This window comes from Phyllobacterium sp. GQ127, assembly GCF_059758635.1.
In genome coordinates this window covers 1,164,677-1,185,576 of record NZ_JCAXDZ010000001.1, presented here as the reverse complement: position 1 = coordinate 1,185,576, position 20,900 = coordinate 1,164,677, and the positions used below count along the sequence as shown (strand labels likewise).

25 protein-coding genes and 1 other RNA gene are annotated in these 20,900 nt (G+C 51.7%); 17 read left to right on the top strand and 9 right to left on the bottom strand.

The features are described from left to right. Positions 1 to 42: 42 nt before the first annotated feature. The 6 genes from AC6CHM_RS06085 to ssrA all read right to left on the bottom strand — a co-directional run bounded on the left by AC6CHM_RS06085 (position 43) and on the right by ssrA (position 3,190). Positions 43 to 588 (bottom strand): AAA family ATPase, encoded by a 546-nt coding sequence (locus AC6CHM_RS06085; protein WP_498172387.1) that lies wholly within the window; start codon positions 586 to 588, stop codon positions 43 to 45. Between the two features lie 170 nt (positions 589 to 758). Further along, on the bottom strand, positions 759 to 1,025 hold the full coding sequence (locus tag AC6CHM_RS06080; protein ID WP_307279082.1) for a hypothetical protein: 267 nt from the start codon (positions 1,023 to 1,025) through the stop codon (positions 759 to 761). 42 nt (positions 1,026 to 1,067) lie between these two features. Beyond that, on the bottom strand, positions 1,068 to 1,838 hold the full coding sequence (locus AC6CHM_RS06075) for a DUF899 family protein (RefSeq protein WP_115052589.1): 771 nt from the start codon (positions 1,836 to 1,838) through the stop codon (positions 1,068 to 1,070). A 38-nt stretch (positions 1,839 to 1,876) separates the two neighbouring features. Next, positions 1,877 to 2,350, bottom strand: coding sequence for an SRPBCC family protein (locus tag AC6CHM_RS06070; RefSeq protein WP_115052590.1), 474 nt, complete (start codon positions 2,348 to 2,350; stop codon positions 1,877 to 1,879). Continuing rightward, a complete protein-coding gene (locus tag AC6CHM_RS06065) occupies positions 2,334 to 2,684 on the bottom strand; it encodes an ArsR/SmtB family transcription factor (RefSeq protein ID WP_115052591.1) in 351 nt (116 codons plus the stop codon). Before AC6CHM_RS06065 ends, AC6CHM_RS06070 begins: the two co-directional genes overlap by 17 nt. A gap of 147 nt (positions 2,685 to 2,831) precedes the next feature. After that, positions 2,832 to 3,190, bottom strand: a transfer-messenger RNA (tmRNA) gene (gene ssrA / locus AC6CHM_RS06060). Between the two features lie 93 nt (positions 3,191 to 3,283). On the opposite strand from ssrA, the gene AC6CHM_RS06055 reads away from it, so the two are divergent. Next, positions 3,284 to 3,871, top strand: a complete 588-nt coding sequence (locus AC6CHM_RS06055; protein ID WP_115053249.1) for a tyrosine phosphatase family protein — start codon at positions 3,284 to 3,286, stop codon at positions 3,869 to 3,871. 13 nt (positions 3,872 to 3,884) lie between these two features. Here the strand turns inward: AC6CHM_RS06055 and AC6CHM_RS06050 are convergent, their stop codons facing one another. Then, positions 3,885 to 4,091 carry a hypothetical protein gene (locus AC6CHM_RS06050; RefSeq protein ID WP_498172385.1) on the bottom strand — a complete coding sequence of 69 codons (207 nt, stop codon included), beginning with the start codon at positions 4,089 to 4,091 and terminating at the stop codon, positions 3,885 to 3,887. A 245-nt stretch (positions 4,092 to 4,336) separates the two neighbouring features. On the opposite strand from AC6CHM_RS06050, the gene AC6CHM_RS06045 reads away from it, so the two are divergent. From AC6CHM_RS06045 to AC6CHM_RS06010, 8 genes are all read left to right on the top strand, one after another. Beyond that, a complete protein-coding gene (locus AC6CHM_RS06045; RefSeq protein ID WP_115052593.1) occupies positions 4,337 to 4,648 on the top strand; it encodes a DUF2853 family protein in 312 nt (103 codons plus the stop codon). 115 nt (positions 4,649 to 4,763) lie between these two features. Further along, complete coding sequence (locus tag AC6CHM_RS06040) at positions 4,764 to 5,558, top strand: thymidylate synthase (protein ID WP_115052594.1); 795 nt, start codon at positions 4,764 to 4,766, stop codon at positions 5,556 to 5,558. A gap of 60 nt (positions 5,559 to 5,618) precedes the next feature. Continuing rightward, positions 5,619 to 6,611: a DUF4424 domain-containing protein gene (locus tag AC6CHM_RS06035; protein ID WP_498172383.1), complete on the top strand. Its 993-nt coding sequence runs from the start codon at positions 5,619 to 5,621 to the stop codon at positions 6,609 to 6,611. Beyond that, positions 6,608 to 7,111, top strand: a complete 504-nt coding sequence (locus AC6CHM_RS06030; protein ID WP_115052596.1) for a dihydrofolate reductase — start codon at positions 6,608 to 6,610, stop codon at positions 7,109 to 7,111. Before AC6CHM_RS06035 ends, AC6CHM_RS06030 begins: the two co-directional genes overlap by 4 nt. Before the next feature lie 291 nt (positions 7,112 to 7,402). Next, positions 7,403 to 8,509 carry an FtsH protease activity modulator HflK gene (hflK, locus tag AC6CHM_RS06025; protein ID WP_115052597.1) on the top strand — a complete coding sequence of 369 codons (1,107 nt, stop codon included), beginning with the start codon at positions 7,403 to 7,405 and terminating at the stop codon, positions 8,507 to 8,509. Then, entirely contained in the window at positions 8,509 to 9,453 is a 945-nt protein-coding gene (hflC, locus tag AC6CHM_RS06020) for a protease modulator HflC (RefSeq protein ID WP_115052598.1), read from the top strand. Before hflK ends, hflC begins: the two co-directional genes overlap by 1 nt. A 15-nt stretch (positions 9,454 to 9,468) precedes the next feature. Then, positions 9,469 to 9,654: a DUF2065 domain-containing protein gene (locus AC6CHM_RS06015; protein WP_115052599.1), complete on the top strand. Its 186-nt coding sequence runs from the start codon at positions 9,469 to 9,471 to the stop codon at positions 9,652 to 9,654. Positions 9,655 to 10,001: 347 nt separating this feature from the next. Further along, entirely contained in the window at positions 10,002 to 11,495 is a 1,494-nt protein-coding gene (locus tag AC6CHM_RS06010; RefSeq protein ID WP_370878872.1) for a DegQ family serine endoprotease, read from the top strand. A gap of 167 nt (positions 11,496 to 11,662) precedes the next feature. Here AC6CHM_RS06010 and serB read toward each other — a convergent pair whose 3' ends face one another. Next, positions 11,663 to 12,550, bottom strand: a complete 888-nt coding sequence (gene serB, locus AC6CHM_RS06005; RefSeq protein WP_498172381.1) for a phosphoserine phosphatase SerB — start codon at positions 12,548 to 12,550, stop codon at positions 11,663 to 11,665. A gap of 14 nt (positions 12,551 to 12,564) precedes the next feature. On the opposite strand from serB, the gene miaA reads away from it, so the two are divergent. Then, positions 12,565 to 13,458: a tRNA (adenosine(37)-N6)-dimethylallyltransferase MiaA gene (miaA, locus tag AC6CHM_RS06000; protein ID WP_498172379.1), complete on the top strand. Its 894-nt coding sequence runs from the start codon at positions 12,565 to 12,567 to the stop codon at positions 13,456 to 13,458. Positions 13,459 to 13,462: 4 nt separating this feature from the next. Here the strand turns inward: miaA and AC6CHM_RS05995 are convergent, their stop codons facing one another. Further along, positions 13,463 to 15,313: an ATP-binding protein gene (locus AC6CHM_RS05995; protein ID WP_498172378.1), complete on the bottom strand. Its 1,851-nt coding sequence runs from the start codon at positions 15,311 to 15,313 to the stop codon at positions 13,463 to 13,465. A 358-nt stretch (positions 15,314 to 15,671) separates the two neighbouring features. On the opposite strand from AC6CHM_RS05995, the gene AC6CHM_RS05990 reads away from it, so the two are divergent. The 7 genes from AC6CHM_RS05990 (at position 15,672) to AC6CHM_RS05960 (ending at position 20,874) form a co-directional block, all read left to right on the top strand. Beyond that, positions 15,672 to 17,474, top strand: a complete 1,803-nt coding sequence (locus tag AC6CHM_RS05990) for an acetolactate synthase 3 large subunit (RefSeq protein ID WP_307286106.1) — start codon at positions 15,672 to 15,674, stop codon at positions 17,472 to 17,474. A 17-nt stretch (positions 17,475 to 17,491) separates the two neighbouring features. Then, complete coding sequence (gene ilvN, locus AC6CHM_RS05985; RefSeq protein ID WP_115052604.1) at positions 17,492 to 18,064, top strand: acetolactate synthase small subunit; 573 nt, start codon at positions 17,492 to 17,494, stop codon at positions 18,062 to 18,064. 116 nt (positions 18,065 to 18,180) lie between these two features. After that, positions 18,181 to 18,774, top strand: a complete 594-nt coding sequence (locus AC6CHM_RS05980) for a LysE family translocator (RefSeq protein WP_498172377.1) — start codon at positions 18,181 to 18,183, stop codon at positions 18,772 to 18,774. Between the two features lie 37 nt (positions 18,775 to 18,811). Continuing rightward, entirely contained in the window at positions 18,812 to 19,432 is a 621-nt protein-coding gene (gene nthA / locus AC6CHM_RS05975; RefSeq protein WP_498172376.1) for a nitrile hydratase subunit alpha, read from the top strand. After that, complete coding sequence (nthB, locus tag AC6CHM_RS05970; protein ID WP_498172374.1) at positions 19,429 to 20,088, top strand: nitrile hydratase subunit beta; 660 nt, start codon at positions 19,429 to 19,431, stop codon at positions 20,086 to 20,088. Before nthA ends, nthB begins: the two co-directional genes overlap by 4 nt. Then, a complete protein-coding gene (locus AC6CHM_RS05965) occupies positions 20,075 to 20,431 on the top strand; it encodes a nitrile hydratase accessory protein (RefSeq protein ID WP_336439811.1) in 357 nt (118 codons plus the stop codon). The genes nthB and AC6CHM_RS05965 overlap by 14 nt, the downstream gene beginning before the upstream one ends. Beyond that, complete coding sequence (locus tag AC6CHM_RS05960) at positions 20,428 to 20,874, top strand: hypothetical protein (protein ID WP_115052608.1); 447 nt, start codon at positions 20,428 to 20,430, stop codon at positions 20,872 to 20,874. The genes AC6CHM_RS05965 and AC6CHM_RS05960 overlap by 4 nt, the downstream gene beginning before the upstream one ends. Positions 20,875 to 20,900: the final 26 nt, after the last annotated feature.

Below are 20,900 nucleotides of genomic sequence, written 5' to 3'. Positions count from 1 at the left end.
TTCAGATCTGCAAAAAGGCCGGGATGCAAATCCGGGCCTTTTTCATGATAGGTGCTCAAGGATAAAGTCGGCCCGGTGACTGGCTGGCAATCGAGGCACTTCGATCAGGTCATAGCCAAAATGCCCATAGGCTTTCACCATGGCATGATAGGTCCGGACAGCCTCCGCAAATGTTTGTTTGCGTTCCCTATCTTGCTCAAAGATCTCTTCCCAAGGGGACAGTATGAAAGCCAGCGGGTTATACCGGTATTGTTCGGCAGCGTTTTGAACATGTGCGGGCACCGCAAGCTGCGATAGTTGCAGATATCCTGCGATGTCCGGGATGCCGCGATCGAAAAAGATCATCCCATCTACTTCTTGTGCAATCTCGTAAGATCGCAGTTCCCAACAAAGCATCAGTTCGGAGAAAAGGGCAGGGTCTTTCCAAGGAAGCGCTGGTCCTTCAATGCTTGTTTGCTGCTGGATAATCGCTCGCCCAGCTTCGACCGAGGCAGCGTGACCGCGTTGTTTCAGCTCTTCAATGAGAGTTGTTTTTCCTGAGCCCGGGCCGCCTGTGAGGACGACAAACCTTTCATTTAGAATGTGCATGGATAGCTCCTGCTGACGCGCGCTCACGGCTATCAGCTTCATAGATTTACGAACAGCAGACGCGGAACGCCACTAGCTTTAAGGGAATTTGGGGGGGGAGGGTTTTGGCGCTTGATCAGCGAACCATGTGAATGATTTAACCAACCATATCGAAGAAACTCAAGCGATTTTCATTGTCCGGAGGATTTTTTATAGCTCGCATCAGTTAGCTGGATGGGTTTGGCTCCATTTGCTGGCACGCCGCTGCAAATGGGCTGCGCGAGAATTTCAGCCAGTACAGAACGCTCATTATTGGCGGCCCTGTTGAAATAGTGCCGGACATGCTCTGCCGCGAAAGCTGAGCCCACAATCACGGTGATGGACGCGATGGCATAGGCAAGGAGGCGCAGCCGCCGGGCGAGAATGTTTTTCAAACTCGCCCGGGTTGCGGTTGCCATTGCGATGCACAGTGCAATGAGTGTGCAGCACATGGTGCAAAGTCAGCTATGTGTCGAACAAGCGCATGCAGCGGCTTGCTCGTGGATTGGCGCCGGCGGATTGCTGGTCCGGCCATTGGTGTTTTTCAGCCGCGCCCAATCGCCAAGATTGAAATGCGGACCATTTTCATTGCGGCCCTTTGGCATGATGTCGAAATAGGCGTAGACACCAAGGAATTGCTCATCACCGCGGCCAAATGCTGAATAGGTATGATAGATCTGGCCGTCTTCATCCTTGTAGAACACGCTGCCGCCCGACAAATCGTCGATCCCCGGGTCGCCATATTCATAATTGTAGAATGCCGTGCCTTTCTCTCTTTCCTCCGCAGTAAATGACACGTCAAAATCATAGTTGAAGTCGTTATTGAAAGACGACACCCAGGGAAAGTTCCAGCCCATGGATTTACGGGCAGCTTCGATTTCAGCAATTGGCGCCCGCGCAATGGCGACATAAGACACGTCATTATTTGCCAAATGCCGTAAAATGCCTTCCACGTGATCTACAACGAGGCCGCAACCGAAACATGGTTTTTCCTGACCGGGTGCCAACATGAAATGCTTGATGAAAAGCTGGCTGTGTCCGTTGAACAAATCAGAGAGCGTTACCTTTCCTGAAGGGCTATCAAAGACATAATCCTTTTCGATTTTTACCCAAGGCAGCGCGCGTTTTTCCGCACTCATGCGCTCTTGCGCTTTGGTAAAGGCTTTTTCTTTTTCGAGCAGTGCAGTGCGCGCTTCGAGCCATTGTTCTCGTGATACGATCTGGTGTTGCATGATCATCTCCTGTTGCTGTTGCTTCGTCGCTGCTGATTTCAGGCGAGCAGTTCTTCCAGCCTGTCGAAGGCGCTGTTCCAACCCTGCCGGTGGCCTTCACAATTTTCCACTGTGTCGAACTCGGACTGTTGAAACTGCATTTTGGTCTTGCCGGCCAAGTCTTCGAAATCGATTTTGACAAGCGTTTCCCTGCCTGCTTTTCCGTCTTCCTGATCCCATGCAAATGTGAAGACGAGCCGTTCGTCTGGTACGACCTCATGATAGATTCCGCCGTGCCAAAGTTCCTCGCCATTTGCCGCCGAGTCCAGGCATGCCCGCCATTTGCCACCGGGGCGAACATCCGCTTCCACGAAACTTGCGGGATAGTCCCGGGGCCCAAGCCATTGCAGCATTCGTTTCGGGTCGGTGAACGCCTTGAAAACTACGGAACGTGGGGCATTGAAAACCCGATTGATAGTCAGGACGCGCCCGGCAACAGTGTTTGCTATTTCGGCACTATTGTTCTGAATCATTTTTCTTGTCCTCCACCTGTAGCTCTTCCAGATATTCTTCCAACCGGTCGAAGCTGTTTTCCCAGAAGCGTTTATAATGTTCGATCCAGGTCTCGACTTCCTTCAGCGGTGCAGCATTGAGGCTGCATGGCCGCCACTGCGCTTCCCGGCCACGAATGACCAGGCCTGCGCGTTCCAAAACCTTCAGATGTTTTGAAATAGCGGGGCCTGACATTTCGAAAGGTTCTGCCAGTTCCGTTACCGAAGTTGTTCCGAGTGAAAGCCGCGCAAGAATCGCACGGCGGGTAGGGTCGGCCAGCGCAGAAAAAATATTGTCGAGGCGGTCAGTTTGCATTGCTGTAGAACCATTCGGTTATTTAACTTAATGGTTATATACGCCTGACAAACGCGATCGTCAAGCAGGACTTTGCAAGCGCAAAGGCAGCAGGAGGTCACAACGCAGAAATGCGAAGGAGTGTTTTAAAGATTTTGAAGGAGAGGAAGTGGAGGTTTCTGTTGCCAGGTACCTCCGAACCCCGCCTAGAAGTGCGAACCCCTAGGACTTGATTTGAAGCTATAGCACTGCATTAAGCAGCGATACGTGCTTCCGCATAGTTGTCGTTTGCAACTACTGAGTTAGCCCGATAACGGTGGTACAATGCCGGGCAAAAGTTCGATCTTTACACCCTTGTCGATCCTATTTCGCCCCCGCCACAAGGCAGCGTTGTTCTGCTGCATTGTGGTGGAGGCGCCGGGTACCGCCCCCGGGTCCAATGGGCTTATTTCATCGTCCGTTTATCACCATAGCTGGCCGAAGCCAGCGGAACGTATATAGGTGTGCCGCATAATTAAATCAACGCGCAAATCATTGATTTTCCGGTTGATGCAAGTGTAGCGGCGACTGCTCGGTTCCCTTATAAGCAGAGCCAACAGTCACCAGAAAGCGGTCAGATCATGCAGACGTTGAAAATATCCACGCTTACAATATGCGGTATCGATGAACTTCCCGGCCAAAGGGAGCGCGGCGTCAGCCATGTGCTTTCAATCGTTGATCCCGACTGGCCAGAGCTGGAAGCGTTTCAGTCCTATGGTGTCCATGACCGCACAATCCTGCAATTTCACGACATTATCGACCCTGCGCCAGATCGTGTTCTACCTCAGCAACATCATGTGACGGAAATACTCAACTTCGGCTCACGCTTGCTTCAATCGGCAGAAGATCGCGTTGAGGGCCACCTGCTTGTGCATTGCCATATGGGCGTTTCACGCTCGACTGCCGCTATGCTGACGCTTATGGCGCAAGCCAGTCCGGATGAGGCTGAAGATCGGCTTTTCGAGAGACTGCGAACAATCCGGCCTCAGGCCTGGCCGAACTCATTGATGGTTGGCTATGCCGATGAACAATTGGGCCGTAAAGGCAGGCTGGTTTCCGAATTGCACCGCCACTATGCAGTCCAGCTGAAGCGCGATGCAATGTTCGAAGAGTTGATGACACGCATTGGTCGCACGCGTGAATTGGAAATGGGCAGATCGGCGGCCTGATAGCTCTGCACGCTTACTCAGGGACAAGGCCGTCAAAGACTTCCAGCATAGCATCGGCAATGGCCCTGCCCAGCGCTGCTCCGGACTCTTTCAATCCGGCCTCATCCATATCGCGCGCGGCGAGGGCAAGAGCGGACCCTTCGGATCGCACTATCTCCTGCGCGCGCTCAATCGCCCACATGGCAAAATCGCTGCGCGTCGTAATTTCCACAGTATCCATGGCGGTGCCTTCCTGTCATTTGATGCCGCTGTACTATCCTTTGGCGGACGATTTCGAAAGCGGTTTCGCGATAAAGCCTGACATCGGCCGAGCCAAAGAGTGATTGACTTGGGGGTATTGCTGAGGAATGTTCCTTTTGTCTAGCGTGGACATTGGCCAGCCTGTTTTCCGCAACGCGCCATGTCTTCATTGTCAGGGGAGGTTGCAATGCAGCGCATTGGGCCTAGCAATCAGGAGATTTTTACATGAGTGACTATCTAACCGATGTCCGTCATTACGATGCTGCGGCTGATGAAGCTGTCGTTGCAAAGATCGTCAAACATCTCGGCATTGCTCTACGCAACCGGGATTCATCACTGGTATCCTGTTCTGATCCTGAAGAATTGGCGCGCGTTCGCACCAATTGGGTGGAAAAGAAGCTTGGCCTGACAGATGTGGCCAAAGCCGATGCCGCAATCGAGTCCGTATGCGCAACAATGAAGGACGACCGTACCAAGAGCCGCGTTACATTTTACTATCTGACCGCTAAGGCTCTTGGAGCGTTGGGTAGCATCTGATCTTCGCCTCAAAAGAGAAAGCCTTGTGGGAATCCGCAGGGCTTTTCTGTTTGCAGTGCTGTGGATCACGCACAAGTTTTACTATTTAGTCAGTCGAATCTGCTAAAGAGAAACGATGCGCACTTATCTTGATCTTCTACAGCACGTCCTTGACAACGGTGCCGACCGTGGTGATCGCACGGGCACGGGCACGCGTTCGGTTTTCGGCTATCAAATGCGATTTGATCTGGCCGCAGGGTTTCCCGTTCTCACCACGAAGAAACTGCATCTCAAGTCGATTATCCACGAGTTGTTGTGGTTCCTGAAAGGCGACACCAACATTGCCTATCTGCGTGATAATGGCGTAACGATTTGGGACGAATGGGCTGACGAAAACGGCGATCTCGGCCCCGTCTATGGCTATCAATGGCGCTCATGGCCGACACCGGATGGCGGGCATATTGATCAGATTGCCGGGCTACTGAGTGCCATACGGAACAACCCCAATTCACGGCGTCTGATCGTTTCGGCATGGAATCCCGCGCTTGTAGACGAGATGGCGCTGCCGCCATGCCACTGCCTGTTCCAGTTTTACGTGTCTGACGGCAAACTGTCCTGCCAGCTTTACCAACGATCCGCCGATATTTTTCTGGGCGTTCCGTTCAACATCGCCTCTTATGCACTGTTGACGATGATGATCGCTCAGGTGACAGGTTTGAAACCGGGTGATTTTGTTCACACTCTGGGCGATGCGCATCTTTATGCAAACCATTTCGAGCAGGCGCGATTACAACTTGCGCGCAAGCCGGGTCCATTGCCTATTATGCAGATCAATCCTGATGTGACTGATCTCTTTGCTTTTAAATATGATGACTTCCGTCTCGTTGATTATGTCGCTGAGCCGGCCATTAAGGCGCCCATCGCCGTCTAGAGCAATTCATGACATCGTTTTAGTTGAAAATGCTCTGGACCATCTTCGCGGAGAGTGAAAATGACTGTCAGATTGTCTCTCGTCGCTCTTCATACATTGCTGCTTCTGATTTCATCGCCAGGTCTGGCTAATGATACAACCGCATCGGTGGGAACTGGCGGTCTGATCTACACGCGCAATTCGATCATTTCCATGGAACAGGAAGACCTGTTCATTTCGGAAAACGAGATACGCGTCGATTATGTGTTCAGAAACAATTCGGATGGCGATGTGGAGAACATTATTGCTTTCCCCATGCCTGATCTCGAACCCCGTTACGAATCCGATATTGCCATTCCGGATATGGGCTCGGACAATTTTCTGGACTTTACAGTCGCCATTGATGGCAAGCCGATCAAGCCCGAGTTGCAACAGCGTGGCCTGGCCGGCGGTCTTGACGTTACTGACGCCCTCATGTCGAGGGCAATTCCAGTGTCACCGCAAAATGCTTCGGTCCAAGCGGCGATTGACAAGTTGGATGCCCCCACAAAACAGGATTGGCTGAAACGCGGTATTCTCCAAAATAGTGATGATTCTGAATTTGCACCGGGCTGGTTGCTCAAGTCGACCTATTGGTGGGTGGGCCATTTTCCGGCAGGAAAGGATGTGCGTGTATCGCATCGCTACAAGCCCAGTGTCGGCGGAACTGTCAGCCTGAATTTTGATCCCGATGATAACAGTACCCATGGCCCCAATTTTGACCACGCGCAGAAGTATTGCCGTGACAAGAGCTTCAATCAAAGCGTTGCAAAAATCGTCAAGAAGGCTGGGCCCGAGCGAACCGTGCTCTATGAAAACTGGATATCATATATCCTTACCACAGGCGGTAATTGGGCAGGCCCTATCAAGAAGTTCAAACTTACGATCGATAAGGGCGACACGGAGAATCTGATCAGTTTTTGTGGGCAGAATGTCAGAAAAACCGGTCCCACAACCTTTGAGATGACTGCTGAAGATTTCTGGCCCGAGCGCGATTTGGAAATACTGCTTCTGAAGAGGAATAAGTCTGAATGATCAGCTTTGTAGTTGCCATTGCGCAGAATGGTGTGATTGGACGGGACAATGATCTGCCATGGCGATTATCTTCGGATTTGAAGCGGTTCAAGGCGATTACCATGGGCAAACCCATCATCATGGGTCGCAAGACATGGGATTCGCTTGGCAAGCCTTTGCCGGGACGCACAAATATCGTCATTACGCGCGATCCAGCTTTCAATGTCGAGGGGGTAGTCTCGGCCAGGTCCGTTGACGAAGCGCTGCTGATTGCGGGCAGCCACGCGGGCGCTGATCAGGTCAATGAGATTTGCATTATCGGCGGCGGCGAGATCTTCCGGCAATGCCTCAACCGCGCTGACAGGTTGTATGTGACATGGGTGCTTGCGAGCGTGGAAGGCGATGTCCATTTTCCCGAGATCGATCCTGCCATCTGGTCGGAATCGTCCAGCGAAGAATTTCCCGCTGGGGAAAAAGACAACTATCCGACACGCTATGTCGTCTACGAGCGTCGCCATTAAGCTTGCCGACACGCCTCATATTATGAAAATATTGTGATAACTGACGATAATTGTTTGGTTTTTCAGCAAAAGGCTCAGAAAAGCGTCGGTGTGCGTTGAAAGCCAACCTCGCCATCCCTATAAACGGGATGTTGAGCTACTGCGTCCCGTGTCAGAATGGCGACGCAAAGGTCTCAGTAGAGCGTTAAAATAGCGCATGGCCCATTCTAAAAATCGATTCCGGTTTTTAGGGGCATGTGCTGCGAGGGGTAGCCACAGGGTGGTGATTTTCGTTCAAATTAAGAGGTAGGAATGCCCTGGAGTAATCAGAACGGTGGCGGCGGCCCTTGGGGCGGTGGCGGTAATAATAATGGCGGTGGTGGTGGCCCTTGGGGTCAAAAACCGCAAGGTGGCGGTGGAGGCAAGACTCCTCCGGATCTCGAAGACATTTTCCGCCGCGGTCAAGATCGTCTGCGGCAAGCAATCCCCGGTGGCACCGGCGGTAGTCCAGCTATCTGGGGCCTGATCGGACTTGCCCTTGTGGCTTTCTGGGTTTTCCAGTCTGTTTATACTGTTCAGCCAGACGAACGTGCAGTCGAACTGCGTTTTGGTAAACCGAAGACCGATATTTCCGAGCCTGGCTTGCATTTCCACTTCTGGCCAATCGAATCCTACGAAAAGGTGGAGATTGTTGAAAAGCAGAAGAATATTGGCGGACAAGGTACACGCGGCGCCAAGGAAGGCCTGATGCTTTCGGGTGACCAGAACATCGTCGATGTTCAGTTCTCGGTGCTTTATCGTGTTTCCGATCCGGTTTCCTATCTGTTCAAGGTCGAAAATCCGGAAAATCTGGTACAGCAGGTTTCTGAAAGCGCTATGCGCGAGATCGTTGGCCGCAGCCCAGCTCAGGATATTTTCCGTGATAATCGCGCAGGCATTGCCAACGACGTGCGCAACATTATCCAGAAAACGCTTGATGAATATGGCGCTGGCATTGCTATCAATGCTCTTTCAATTGAAGATGCAGCTCCACCGCGCGAAGTTGCAGACGCCTTCGACGAAGTTCAGCGTGCTGAACAGGACGAAGATCGTTTCGTTGAGGAATCCAATCAATATTCCAACCAGAAGCTTGGTCAGGCTCGCGGTGAGGGCGCGCAGATTCGTGAAGATGCTGCGGCTTATAAAAACCGTATCGTTCAGGAAGCAGCGGGTGAGGCCCAGCGCTTTACCTCAGTCTACGATGAATATGTCAAGGCGCCGGAAGTTACCCGTAAGCGTCTTTTCCTTGAAACCATGGAGCGTGTGCTGAAAGACTCTACCAAGGTCATTGTTGATCAGAACGGGCAGGGCGTTGTTCCCTATCTACCATTGCCGGAACTGAGCAAACAGGCGAAACCCGCGACCGGAGGAGCACAGTGATGAACCAGAATCGTCTCCCGATTTATGTCGGTGTAATCCTCTTCGCTGCGCTTCTTGTTTATGCGTCAATCTTTGTTGTACGCGCCGGTCAGCAGGCCATCGTTCTGCGCTTCGGTGAAATTGTCGATGTGGAATCCGAGCCCGGTATCTATTTCAAAATGCCTTTCGGCTTTCTTGAAGCAGATAATGTTCAGATGATCGAAAATCGTGCTCTCAGCTTTGAACTCGATAATATCCGTGTTCAGGTTTCGGGCGGCAAGTTCTACGAAGTCGATGCCTTCCTCGTCTATCGCATCACCGATCCTCGTAAATTCCGTCAGACCGTTTCGGGCGACGTGACTCTGGCGGAAGCCCGCCTACGCACACGTCTTGATGCAGCCCTGCGTGGCGTTTACGGCTTGCGCGGCTTTGAAGCTGCTTTGTCGGATGAACGTGCAGGCATGATGCTTGAGGTGCGTGAACAATTGCGTCCTGACTCTGAATCGCTTGGATTGCAGATCACCGATGTACGTATTCGCCGTACGGATCTAACTCAGGAAGTATCCCAGCAGACCTTTGCCCGTATGAGCGCCGAACGTCTTGCTGAAGCTGAACGTCTGCGTGCGCGTGGCCGTGAAGCTGCACAGCGGATCAAGGCGATTGCCGATCGTCAGGTGGTTGAGATCGTTGCCGAAGCCCGCAAGGAATCGGAAATTATCCGCGGTCAGGGTGAAGGCGAACGCAGCCGTATCTTCGCGGATGTATTCTCGAAAGATCCCGATTTCTTTGCTTTCTATAGGTCAATGTCGGCGTATGGCACTGCACTGGAAAACACCGGAACGACGATGGTACTTTCACCTAACTCCGAGTTTTTCCGTTACTTCCAGGATGCTGGTGGAGCATTGCCGCCAGTTAGCGGTTCCACACCGCCTGCGCCTGCTGCAACAACACCTGCCCCTCAATAGGGGCAGGATCGGCTGATGACTGATTTTTTGGATGCCGTCGGACTGTTCCTTGTTTTTGAAGGATTGCTCTACGGGTGTTTTCCAATTGTAGCCAAACGGGTTGCTCGCGATGTCAGCGAGCAACCCGATGGTTTCCTGCGTGTAGCTGGCGTTGCATCGATCGCAATTGGCGTGGCCGTTGTTTGGCTGGTCCGCGGTTAGAGCTGGATGTTGCTGTCGATCTCAATCAGCAAATCTTGAGTTGAACTCCAACCAAATAAACGCTGAAATAGCTAGAGCAGGTTTTGTTTATAGAGAGTCATATTCTGCGGGTCAGGCAGTTCGTTCGATGGAACCACATCGACCTCGCTGCCTTCCGCGTGGATTGTCTCGTCATCCGTGAAACAGAATTGGCTCTATATAAATAAAATTTGCACTGTCCGGCCATACTTTCGACCATAGTGGTGGTTCTGCTGGCCTGAAATATTCCGACCTTATTGAAAAGGCCTGTTGTCATGGTTTCTAGCACTGCCCGCAAAGCACTCCGTTCTGCTACAGCCGCAATTGCATTGACTGCCTTGGCAGCCACGGGATTTCCACCGGCACTCGTCACGGTGGCAAATGCGCAGACGCAGGCGCCAACTGTTCCCAATAGTGCGCAGCCAAGAGCGCAGGGCCCGGCTTCTGTGGCCGATCTTGCCGAGGGTCTCCTGGGCGCTGTGGTGAATATTTCCACATCGCAGACCGTTAAGGGACAGGACGGGGATTCTGGTCCGATCCCGATGCCGAAAGTTCCCGAGGGCTCACCCTTTCAGGAATTCTTCAATGACTATTTCGGTAAGCAACAACCGGGGCAAAACAATCCATCCCGACAGGTGCAGTCATTGGGTTCAGGTTTCGTCGTTGATGCCCAAGAGGGCATTATCGTAACCAATAATCATGTGATCGCTGATGCAGACGAAATCGAGGTCAACTTTAGTGATGGCTCGAAACTGAAAGCCGAATTGGTCGGTAAAGATACCAAGACGGACCTTGCCGTTCTCAAGGTTGATCCGAAGAAGCACAAGCTTGTTGCTGTGAAATTTGGCGATTCTTCGAAAACGCGCATTGGCGATTGGGTTATGGCAATCGGTAATCCCTTTGGTTTCGGTGGCACTGTGACAGTCGGAATTGTTTCTGCACGCAACCGCGATATTAATTCTGGCCCCTATGACAATTTTATCCAGACCGATGCAGCGATCAATCGCGGTAATTCCGGCGGGCCACTGTTTGATATGTATGGACAGGTCATCGGTATCAATACCGCGATTATCTCGCCTACCGGTGGCTCAATTGGTATCGGCTTTGCCATTCCTGCCGAATTGGCGTCCGGCGTGATTGCCCAATTGCGGGAATTTGGTGAAACTCGTCGCGGCTGGCTGGGTGTGCGTATTCAACCCGTGACGGACGATATTGCGGAAAGTCTGGGGATGACCACCAGCAAGGGTGCATTGGTTGCCGGTATCATTGATGGCGGTCCTGTCGCCAACGGCTCCATCCTTGCAGGTGATGTGATTATTCGCTTCGATGGCAAAGAAGTGGCAACTGTCAAAGATCTGCCGCGCGTTGTTGCTGAAAGCCCCGTAGGCAAGGAAGTGGATGTCGTCGTTGTTCGTAAGGGCAAGGAGCAGACAGTGAAGGTCACGCTTGGTCGTCTGGAAGACAGTGAACAAGCTCCCAAGAAACCTGTTGATTCTGATCAGGATGAAGACGGCGCCATTCAGGGCGTTGATGTCTTGGGGATGACCTTGGGCGTGCTGGACGAAGATACCCGCAAGTCATTCGGGATCTCCAAAGAAGTCGAAGGTGTGCTCGTAACAGAAGTCCAGGATGACTCGGTTGCAGGCAATAAGCGGATACAAGCCGGGGATGTAATTGTCGATATTGCACAGGAGACAGTTTCGACTCCGGAGGATGTTGCGGCACGTATCGAAAAACTGCGCGATGAGGGCCGCAAGAATGCGCTCCTCATGCTCGCATCCAAGACGGGCGAGTTGCGATTTGTAACTTTGCAAATGGACTGAGCACTGGGAAGCGCAATCTGCGTACGAAAGTGCCCTGATCGGACGAGGTTTTTACCGATACAGGTTCATTTCGAAGCATAATTCCTGAAAGTTGCTGAAAAATGCTCGATTTTTGCTGAAATTTTTCTACCAGAGCGTGAAAAATAGTTGCGGGTAGGCGAGTGCGCTTAGATAAGGAAGTCGGACTTTCGGTAGCCTTGAATATAGAGCAGAGCGGTCAAATCCCCGTGGTCGATTCGAACCTTGGCCTGTTCGGCAACTACTGGTTTTGCATGAAGAGCGACACCCGTTCCTGCAAGTTGCAACATATCAAGATCATTAGCACCATCGCCCACTGCGATCGCTTCTTCCGGCGCAAAGCCAAAACGCTCGCAAATGTTGCTTAATGCCGCCACCTTCGCAGCGCGGCCAAGAATGGGTTCCTGGACTTTGCCTGTTAGCGTTTCTCCATTGTTTATCAATATGTTAGCGCTATTTTCGTTAAACCCGATCATCTCGGCGATACGTTGTGTGAATACGGTAAAGCCGCCGGAAACGAGAGCGGTGTAGGCGCCGTGTTTCTTCATGGTTCTGACAAGTTCCGGTCCGCCCGGCATCAATGTAATCCGGCTTGCGATCACTTTATCGATGACCGAATATGACAGACCCTCCAGTAGGGCAACGCGCTCCCGCAATGCTGGTTCGAACTCGATTTCGCCATTCATGGCTCGCGCGGTGATTGCCGCTACCTCATCGCGCAACCCGGCTTCCTCGGCCAGTTCATCAATACACTCCTGCTGAATCATGGTTGAATCCATGTCTGCAATCAGAATTTTTTTGCGCCTGCTATCCTGATTTTGAATAACAATATCAATTGGTTCACCGTCCAGCGCGCGAGCAAGTAGGCCTCTGGCTTCGTCAAGGTCGCTGGTGTCTTTCAAGGTGATGTCACAGGCAATTCCATCGGCCAGCCAATAAAGACCTGTTGCATTGACTGCAGCCGAGGCTTTAATCCCCAATGATGGTGTAAGATTGGATGCGTCAGGATTTGCAATGAGCGTAGCCATTAGAGGCATGGGGCGATTTCCATTTGGGCAGTGATTTGAACAGACAGATAATCCTGATAGCCGGACCAACGGCCAGCGGCAAGTCAGCGCTCGCGCTTCGTTTAGCCGAAGAATTGAATGGCGTAATCATCAATACGGATTCCATGCAAGTTTACAATGTGCTGGAACAGCTGACCGCGCGTCCGGGCAAAGCTGAGTTGGAGCGAGTGCCTCATTATCTTTATGGACACGTCTCGCCCTCCTTAGCCTATTCGACAGGGCGCTGGTTTTCCGATGTCGAGGGACTTTTGAAGTCTCCGGAACTCTTTGAAAAGACTTTGATTTTTGCTGGCGGTACCGGGCTTTACTTTCGTGCACTCCTCGGCGGTCTTTCAACGATGCCGGCTATCCCAGAGGCTGTCCGCTCTTTTTGGCGCAAGCAGGATGGTGAACTGGGAGCGGAAAAACTCCATGAAATGCTGGTGCTGAAAGACCCTTTGGCTGCCGCATCACTTCGCCCGACGGATAGTCAGCGAATTGTTCGTGCGCTTGAAGTTTTCGATACTTCAGGCCGCTCCATCATTGAATGGCAGAAGGAAACTGGCCGGGCGTTGATTAATGCTGCAACTGCCAGAAAGATCATTATTGAACCGGATCGGCAGTGGCTAGGTTCGCGTATTGCCAAGCGTTTTGAAGCAATGATGGAAGAGGGGGCTATCGAGGAGGTCAAGTCCTTGTTATCGCTTGGACTTTCACAAGAACTGCCAGCCATGCGCGCCATTGGCGTTAAGGAAATAGCAGAAGTATTGGCCGGAAGAATAAGAGCCGAGCAAGCTGCGGAACTTGCGACAATTGCCACGCGGCAATATGCAAAACGGCAAATGACCTGGTTTCGCAATCAACTTGGCAACGATTGGGAAAGAGTGCCATATCCCTGATTTATCAGGTTTTATCGTTGCGGAATGTTCGGATCAGATCGCTTGCACGAAAGCCTTCAACAGTGGGCTGGCTTTGTTCCGTCCGCACGACCGGTTCCGTACTGCGCCATGGAATTTTTTCCGGCTGCGGTTTGGGTGCGGCCAAGGGGGACTCAAAGGTTTGAAATGCCGAGTCTGTATCGTCTTTCGCCATGCCGTCAGCGGCATTGAGCTGGCGCATTCGCATTAGCACGCTATCAAGACTCAAGTGCTGACTGTCTGGTTTTGCCAATTCTTGCTTCTTCGTCATATTTGCCGCAGGAAGGTCTTCCGGGGCTATCGTCTCGAATATCATACGCATCGGCGTGGGAACTGCTTCACCAAAGGCAATGGCCTCACGATTTGCGATTGATGACAGAAAGCCGACTGTACTTTGTGAAGCGCCGGTGATTGCGCCACGAATAATTTCCTGATCGCGTTCGTTTCCCAGCCGCATGGCGAAAACAGTACTGCATTGCGATAGAATCGTGGAATCGAGTTCTCCCGGACGTTGCGTGATCACACCTAGATAAACCCCATATTTTCGGCCTTCCTTTGCTATACGGGCGATCGCTTGCCGGGTTGGCAAAAATCCGGCGTCCGGGTTTGCTGGAATGTAGCGATGCGCCTCTTCGCACACGACCAATGTCTGCAGGGTGCCATCGCTTGAAACAGCCAGATCAAAGGCCATTCGGCACAATACGGACGCAACAGAGTTCACGACTTCTGATGGCAATCCGGCCAGCTGAAAAACGCAGATAGGTTTATCATTTGCCGGTATGCGGAAAATATGACTGATGGTCTGCCGCATAGTGTCCATTGTCGTTGGGGCGGTAAACATGAACCGATAACGGGGGTCAGCGATCAATGCCTGAAGACGTTGTTTCAGAGCCTTCATGACTGGCCTATCGGTCTTGCCTTCAAGTTGGCCAATGCGTTCATCAATCAACTTGATTAGGTCAGCTATTCGATAGGGTGCCGGCGTATCAGCCGTCATCGATGTGTAATCCCGGTCTCTTTTTAGGAGTGAAGGAGCTACGGGTTGCTCTGAATTTGCAAATTGTTCCTTGGCCATGGGGATCAAATCCCTCAAGGCATCTACTTCACCGGCGATGACAGGGCGTCCCCGGAATACGGCCTCCGCAAACTCTTCGAGTTTGAACAACCAGTAGGGCATATCAAACGTATTATGGTCTATTGAGATTGCATTTTTGGGAAATGCGCTGGCAAATTCATTATGTGGATCAAGGATCAGGATTCGAAGTTCTGGGCGCTGCTTGATGATTTTGCGCAAAAGAAGCGAAACTGCGCTCGATTTTCCGACGCCTGTGCTGCCAAGAACGGCAAAGTGGCGGGTAATCAAACTTTCGATGGAAATCAGGGCAGGGATCGATGCGTTCTGCGATAGATGTCCTATTGAAACTGCATTCTTGAGACTTGCGGTGTAAATCGTGGCCAGATCAGTTGCGCGAATACGATGCGCTATCGCCCCCATATGAGGATAGTTTGCGATGCCCGACGAAAATGTCAGTTTGTCATTCGTATCCGTGTTGACCTGTCCGACAAGTTCGACGTGCACATGCACATCCTGATCCGAACCTGAAACCCATCGGGTTTCAGGCAAATCAACTTTGAATATCAGCCCGACTATCCGGGCGTTGTCGACTTGAATGGAGATAAGTTGCCCGACGGTCCAGTAATCGTCGGAAGCACCTATTGACGGACCTGTTTGGGCATAAATGACAGCTGTCCGGCCATTGCATTCAATAATGTGACCATCAGCTCTGTTGCGAACAAATGGCCGCGGTTCTCCGGTAGGCATGGCTTCAGCGCTCATCGGCTGTTTGTCCCAATTAGATTGCCCGTCGGATGACAGAGGCCAGATGGCTATTTTGCATGCAAGGAATTGAAAATACCTTAGCGACCCAATGCTAAATCGCCGTGACCGCAATCACCTGACTTGATTTGCACTTTGCCGGTTGACGGATTGAAATCACTAAATTATCGTCCGCGACCATGAAAACAGTTCTTATTGTCGTGGGACCGCGTATGGGCAGGGTGTTGTAAGCACCCGGCGAAAGCTCCCATGCGCGAAACACAGGCTCCCTCGGGGGCCTTTTTTATTTTCTACATCTCAGTTAAACGAAAGCACCTTCTGAAAGGCTTTGCGCCGCAGAATAGACGGGAAGAGACCGATGACAGCAGATAAACAGGATAGCAGTAAAACTTCGCAACGACGTGAGATGACTGGCGCCGAAATGGTCGTGCAGGCTCTTATCGATCAGGGCGTGACCGATATTTTCGGATATCCCGGTGGTGCTGTGCTTCCGATCTATGATGAACTCTTTCAGCAGGACAAGATCAACCACATTCTCGTTCGCCATGAGCAGGGCGCTGGTCATGCGGCTGAAGGATATGCTCGTTCCACCGGCAAAGTCGGTGTCATGCTGGTTACTTCCGGTCCAGGTGCAACCAACGCCGTTACCCCACTTCAAGATGCGTTAATGGATTCAATTCCGCTTGTTTGCATCAGCGGACAGGTTCCAACCAGCTTGATCGGATCAGATGCTTTTCAAGAATGTGATACCGTTGGGATTACGCGTCCTTGCACCAAACATAACTGGCTGGTGAAGGACGTAAACGATCTCTCCCGTATATTGCACGAAGCGTTTCACATCGCTCGTACCGGACGTCCTGGTCCAGTTCTGGTTGATGTTCCCAAGGACGTTCAGTTCGCTACGGGCATTTATACACCTCCTGAAACCAGTCCGCGGACCAGTTATCGTCCTACCATCCAGGCAGACCTCGAAGCCGTAAAGCAGGCTGTAGCGCTGATGCTGACGGCAAAGCGCCCGGTGATTTATTCGGGTGGTGGCGTCATCAACTCCGGTGATGAAGCAAGCAAATTGTTGCGCGAGTTGGTACAGCTGACGAATTTCCCCATCACGTCGACATTGATGGGGCTTGGTGCTTATCCGGCTTCGGGGAAGAATTGGCTGGGAATGCTCGGCATGCATGGCACGTATGAAGCCAATATGACCATGCATGACTGTGATGTCATGGTGAACATTGGTGCACGTTTTGATGACCGCATTACAGGGCGCCTGAGCGGATTCTCACCAAATTCGAAAAAGATTCACATCGACATCGATCCATCATCAATCAACAAAGCCGTTCGGGTCGATATTCCAGTGATAGGTGACGTTGCCTCGGTGCTTGAGGATATGATCCGCTTGTTGCGTGCTTCCTCAACCAAACCTGACGCGAAGGCGATTGACGATTGGTGGTTGCAGATTGACAAGTGGCGTAGCCGAAAATCCTTGTCTTATACCCGCAACAAGGACGTTATCATGCCGCAATACGCGCTTGAACGCCTCTATGCTCTGACCAAGGATCGCGACACCTACATTACGACGGAAGTCGGACAACATCAGATGTGGGCGGCGCAGTTCTACGGCTTTGAAAAGCCAAACCGCTGGATGACATCCGGTGGGCTTGGCACGATGGGATATGGTTTGCCGGCAGCGCTGGGGGTGCAGATCGCCCATCCTGACTCGTTGGTAATCGATATTGCTGGCGATGCGTCTGTGCAGATGACCATGCAGGAAATGAGCGCGGCAGTTCAATATGAGGCGCCGATCAAGATCTTTATCTTGAACAACCAATATATGGGTATGGTTCGTCAGTGGCAGCAATTGCTGCACGGCAATCGCTTGTCGCATTCCTACACAGAAGCATTGCCGGACTTTGTCAAATTGGCGGAAGCTTATGGTGGCCATGGTATTCGTTGTGAAAAGCCTGGCGATCTCGACGACGCTATTCAGGAAATGATTGATGTCAAAAAGCCTGTGCTTTTCGATTGCCGCGTTGCCAATCTGGCAAATTGCTTCCCGATGATACCATCAGGCAAAGCCCACAATGAGATGCTTCTGCCTGACGAAGCCACCGATGAAGCCGTTGCAAACGCTATTGATGCCAAGGGCAGACAGCTCGTTTAAGAACCCGGAGAAATAGAATGAACGCTCAAAATCTAGCCTCCGGCTCAGCATATTTCATCGCCAAGGAGACTGAACTACCTGTTACGACTGTCTTGTCCGTCCTTGTGGATAATGAACCTGGTGTACTCGCACGCGTCATCGGTCTCTTTTCCGGACGGGGCTACAATATCGAAAGCCTGACGGTTTCCGAAACGGAGCATGAGCAACATCTGTCACGCATCACCATTGTGACACGAGGGACGCCGCATATTCTTGACCAGATACGCCATCAGCTAGAGCGCATCGTGCCGGTGCACCGTGTTGTGGACCTCTCTGTCCGTGCTGATGAACTCGGCCAAGCAGGGCCAATCCAGCGCGAGCTGGCACTGGTCAAGGTTGCTGGGCTTGGCGAGCACCGAAATGAAGCATTACGTCTTGCGGATGCTTTTCATGCAAAAGTTGCTGATGCCACAACCGAGCACTTCATTTTTGAAATCACCGGCAAAGGTTCGAAAATCGATCAGTTTATTGCGATCATGAAGCCGCTTGGTCTTGTTGAAATCTGCCGGACCGGTGTTGCTGCAATGAACCGTGGTCCTTTGGGAATGTGATCTGTCAGAGGATCAATTCTCTTTTTTGTCAGGGGTAAATTGTATCCCTGACAAGTTGGATATTGAGCGGTGGCAGGCCAGATCTTAATATTGGATTTTCATTGACTGGTTCTTAAATGGCGCTCGATGTTTTCCTGACACTACTTCTTTTTGCTTTCGTGACCTCGATAACGCCGGGACCGAACAATTTAATGCTGCTGACCTCAGGCGTTAATTTCGGTTTCAGGCGATCCATTCCGCATATGTTCGGCATTGGCTCTGGCTTCTTCACCCTATTGATTGGTGTCGGTTGCGGGCTTGGCGCACTAATTGAAACCATGCCTGTGCTTTATACCGTCCTGAAATTCGTAGGCGGAGCCTATCTTCTTTATCTTGCTTATAAAATTGCGATGTCTCGCTCCATAAGCAATGTTGATAGCAGGGCTCGGCCAATGACGTTTGTGGAAGCGGCAGCCTTTCAATGGATCAACCCCAAGGCGTGGGTGATGGCCGTTACAGCCATGGCGACCTATACCTCGCCGGATGCCTATTTCACGACGATGATGATAGTCGGCATAGCCTTTGCTGTCGTCAATATACCATCAGTATCGAGCTGGGCCGCATTTGGCCAGATCATGCGCGGATGGCTTGCCGATCCAGTAAGACTCAAATGGTTCAATATCATTATGGCCGTTCTCTTGGTGGCAAGTCTTTGGCCTATGTTGAAGTGATCTTGCATCTAAGGCTTTAGGTGCATAGGATTTTGCCATGCCACATGATCACGACGACCATCACCATGATAATGAGCTTGACCCCATGGCTGCGCGAGTGCGTGCGCTGGAAACGATCCTGATCGAAAAGGGTTTGATCGATCCCTTGGCGATAGATGCCATAGTCGAGACTTATGAAACCAAGATCGGCCCAAGAAATGGCGCCAAGGTAGTAGCAAAAGCGTGGAGCGATCCTGAATTTTCAGACTGGCTCCAGCGGGACGCTACGGCGGCTATCGCTTCACTTGGATTCACCGGTCGGCAAGGCGAGCATATGCAGGCTGTATTCAATACGGCCGATACACATAATCTTGTCGTTTGCACACTTTGCTCTTGTTATCCGTGGTCAGTGCTTGGATTACCTCCAGTCTGGTACAAATCGCCACCTTATCGATCACAAGCCGTGATCGACCCTCGCGGTGTTCTCGCCGAATTTGATCTGGTTCTGCCTCAAACCACCCAGATACGGGTGTGGGATTCAACCGCTGAGCTGCGCTACCTGGTGGTGCCACTGCGCCCTGAAGGTTCCCATGACCTGAATGATGAGCAACTGGCCGCTCTCGTTACGCGGGATTCAATGATCGGGACCGGACTGCCTTTGACGCCGGGGCATACATGAACGGGCCGCACGATCTTGGCGGGCAGATGGGATTTGGTCCCGTTGCCCCTGAAGTCAACGAGCCATTGTTTCATGCAGAATGGGAAAAAAGGGCGTTAGGCATCACGCTTGCTGCGGGTGGCATGGGGCATTGGAACATTGATGAAAGCCGTCATGCTCGAGAAAGCCTGCATCCAGCCGATTATTATTCGTCATCCTACTATGAAATTTGGATCAAGGCTTTGGAAGTTCTCCTGGAGCGACATGGGTTCGTTTCAGATGACGAATTGAGAATGGCGCGGTTTTTAACAAAGGGCGCGACTCCAAAACGTGTCTTATTAGCAGAAAGCGTACCCTCCGTGCTCGCTAAAGGTGGTCCATGCGACAGGGAGATGAAGTCCGAGCCTCGTTTCCAAGCGGGTGATCGAGTGCGAACCCGTAATCTAAATCCTAAGACTCATACGCGCCTACCACGCTATGCGCGGGGCAAGACCGGTATCATCGAAGCTGTTCGCGATGGTTTCGTGTTTCCTGACACGAACGCGCATGGCCAAGGGGAAAACCCTCAATATGTCTATACCGTCGTGTTTCAAGCTTCAGAAATTTGGGGTGTTGCCGCAGATCCTTTGTTGACCATCAGTATTGACGCTTGGGAGGATTATATTGAGCTTGCATGATCTGATCGGTAATTCCGCCGCCCCTGGAGGAGAAGCAACGGTTTTTGCGCAACCTTGGCAGGCAGAAGCATTTGCAATGGTGGTCGCGCTACATGAGCGTGGATTGTTCAGCTGGGCCGAGTGGGCACAGGCTTTATCGTCCCAACTAAAACAGTCGGACGAGCTGGAAGACCCTAGCGACTATTATCAATGCTGGCTTGCTGCGTTGGAATCGCTCATAACGGAAAAGAAGGTTGCGCCAAAAGCGGATATAGATTTGCTGACGCGTGCCTGGCAACGCGCTGCCTTGGCAACGCCTCATGGGCAGCCTATCAGGCTGGAAAATGATCCTGATCGGGTATGAAAACTATGCTGACAGTATTGCGAAGTATTTCTGTTCTTGCTGCCCTTGTTGGAGGACTTGTGGTAACGCAGGCCCTTGCACAGGCAGATATTTGGCCTACGCCTAATGAGGAAGAGCTCCGTAAGATCGTCACAGGGGCAACGCTTACCGGTGAAGTCAAAGCGCAGCCGCCCTTTAATTTCAGCGAGTATCTTGGCGCTGACGGCACATCACGCGGCAAGATGATCGAATGCTGCAAGCCCGACGAGCTCGCAACAAAGGGCATGTCATATTCGGGGGAGTGGGCGCTGGACCAAGGTAGCCTATGTTTCACTTATGAAGGTGAGGAAAAGAAAATTTGCTGGAAGTTGCAGGTCAAGGGCGACCGTTTTCGTATGTTAGACCAGCAATTTGGCCTTGCCGGCGAAGGACAGATCCGTTCCGGGAATCCTGATAATCTATAGTCTAATGGCCTTTGTCAGCATTTTCC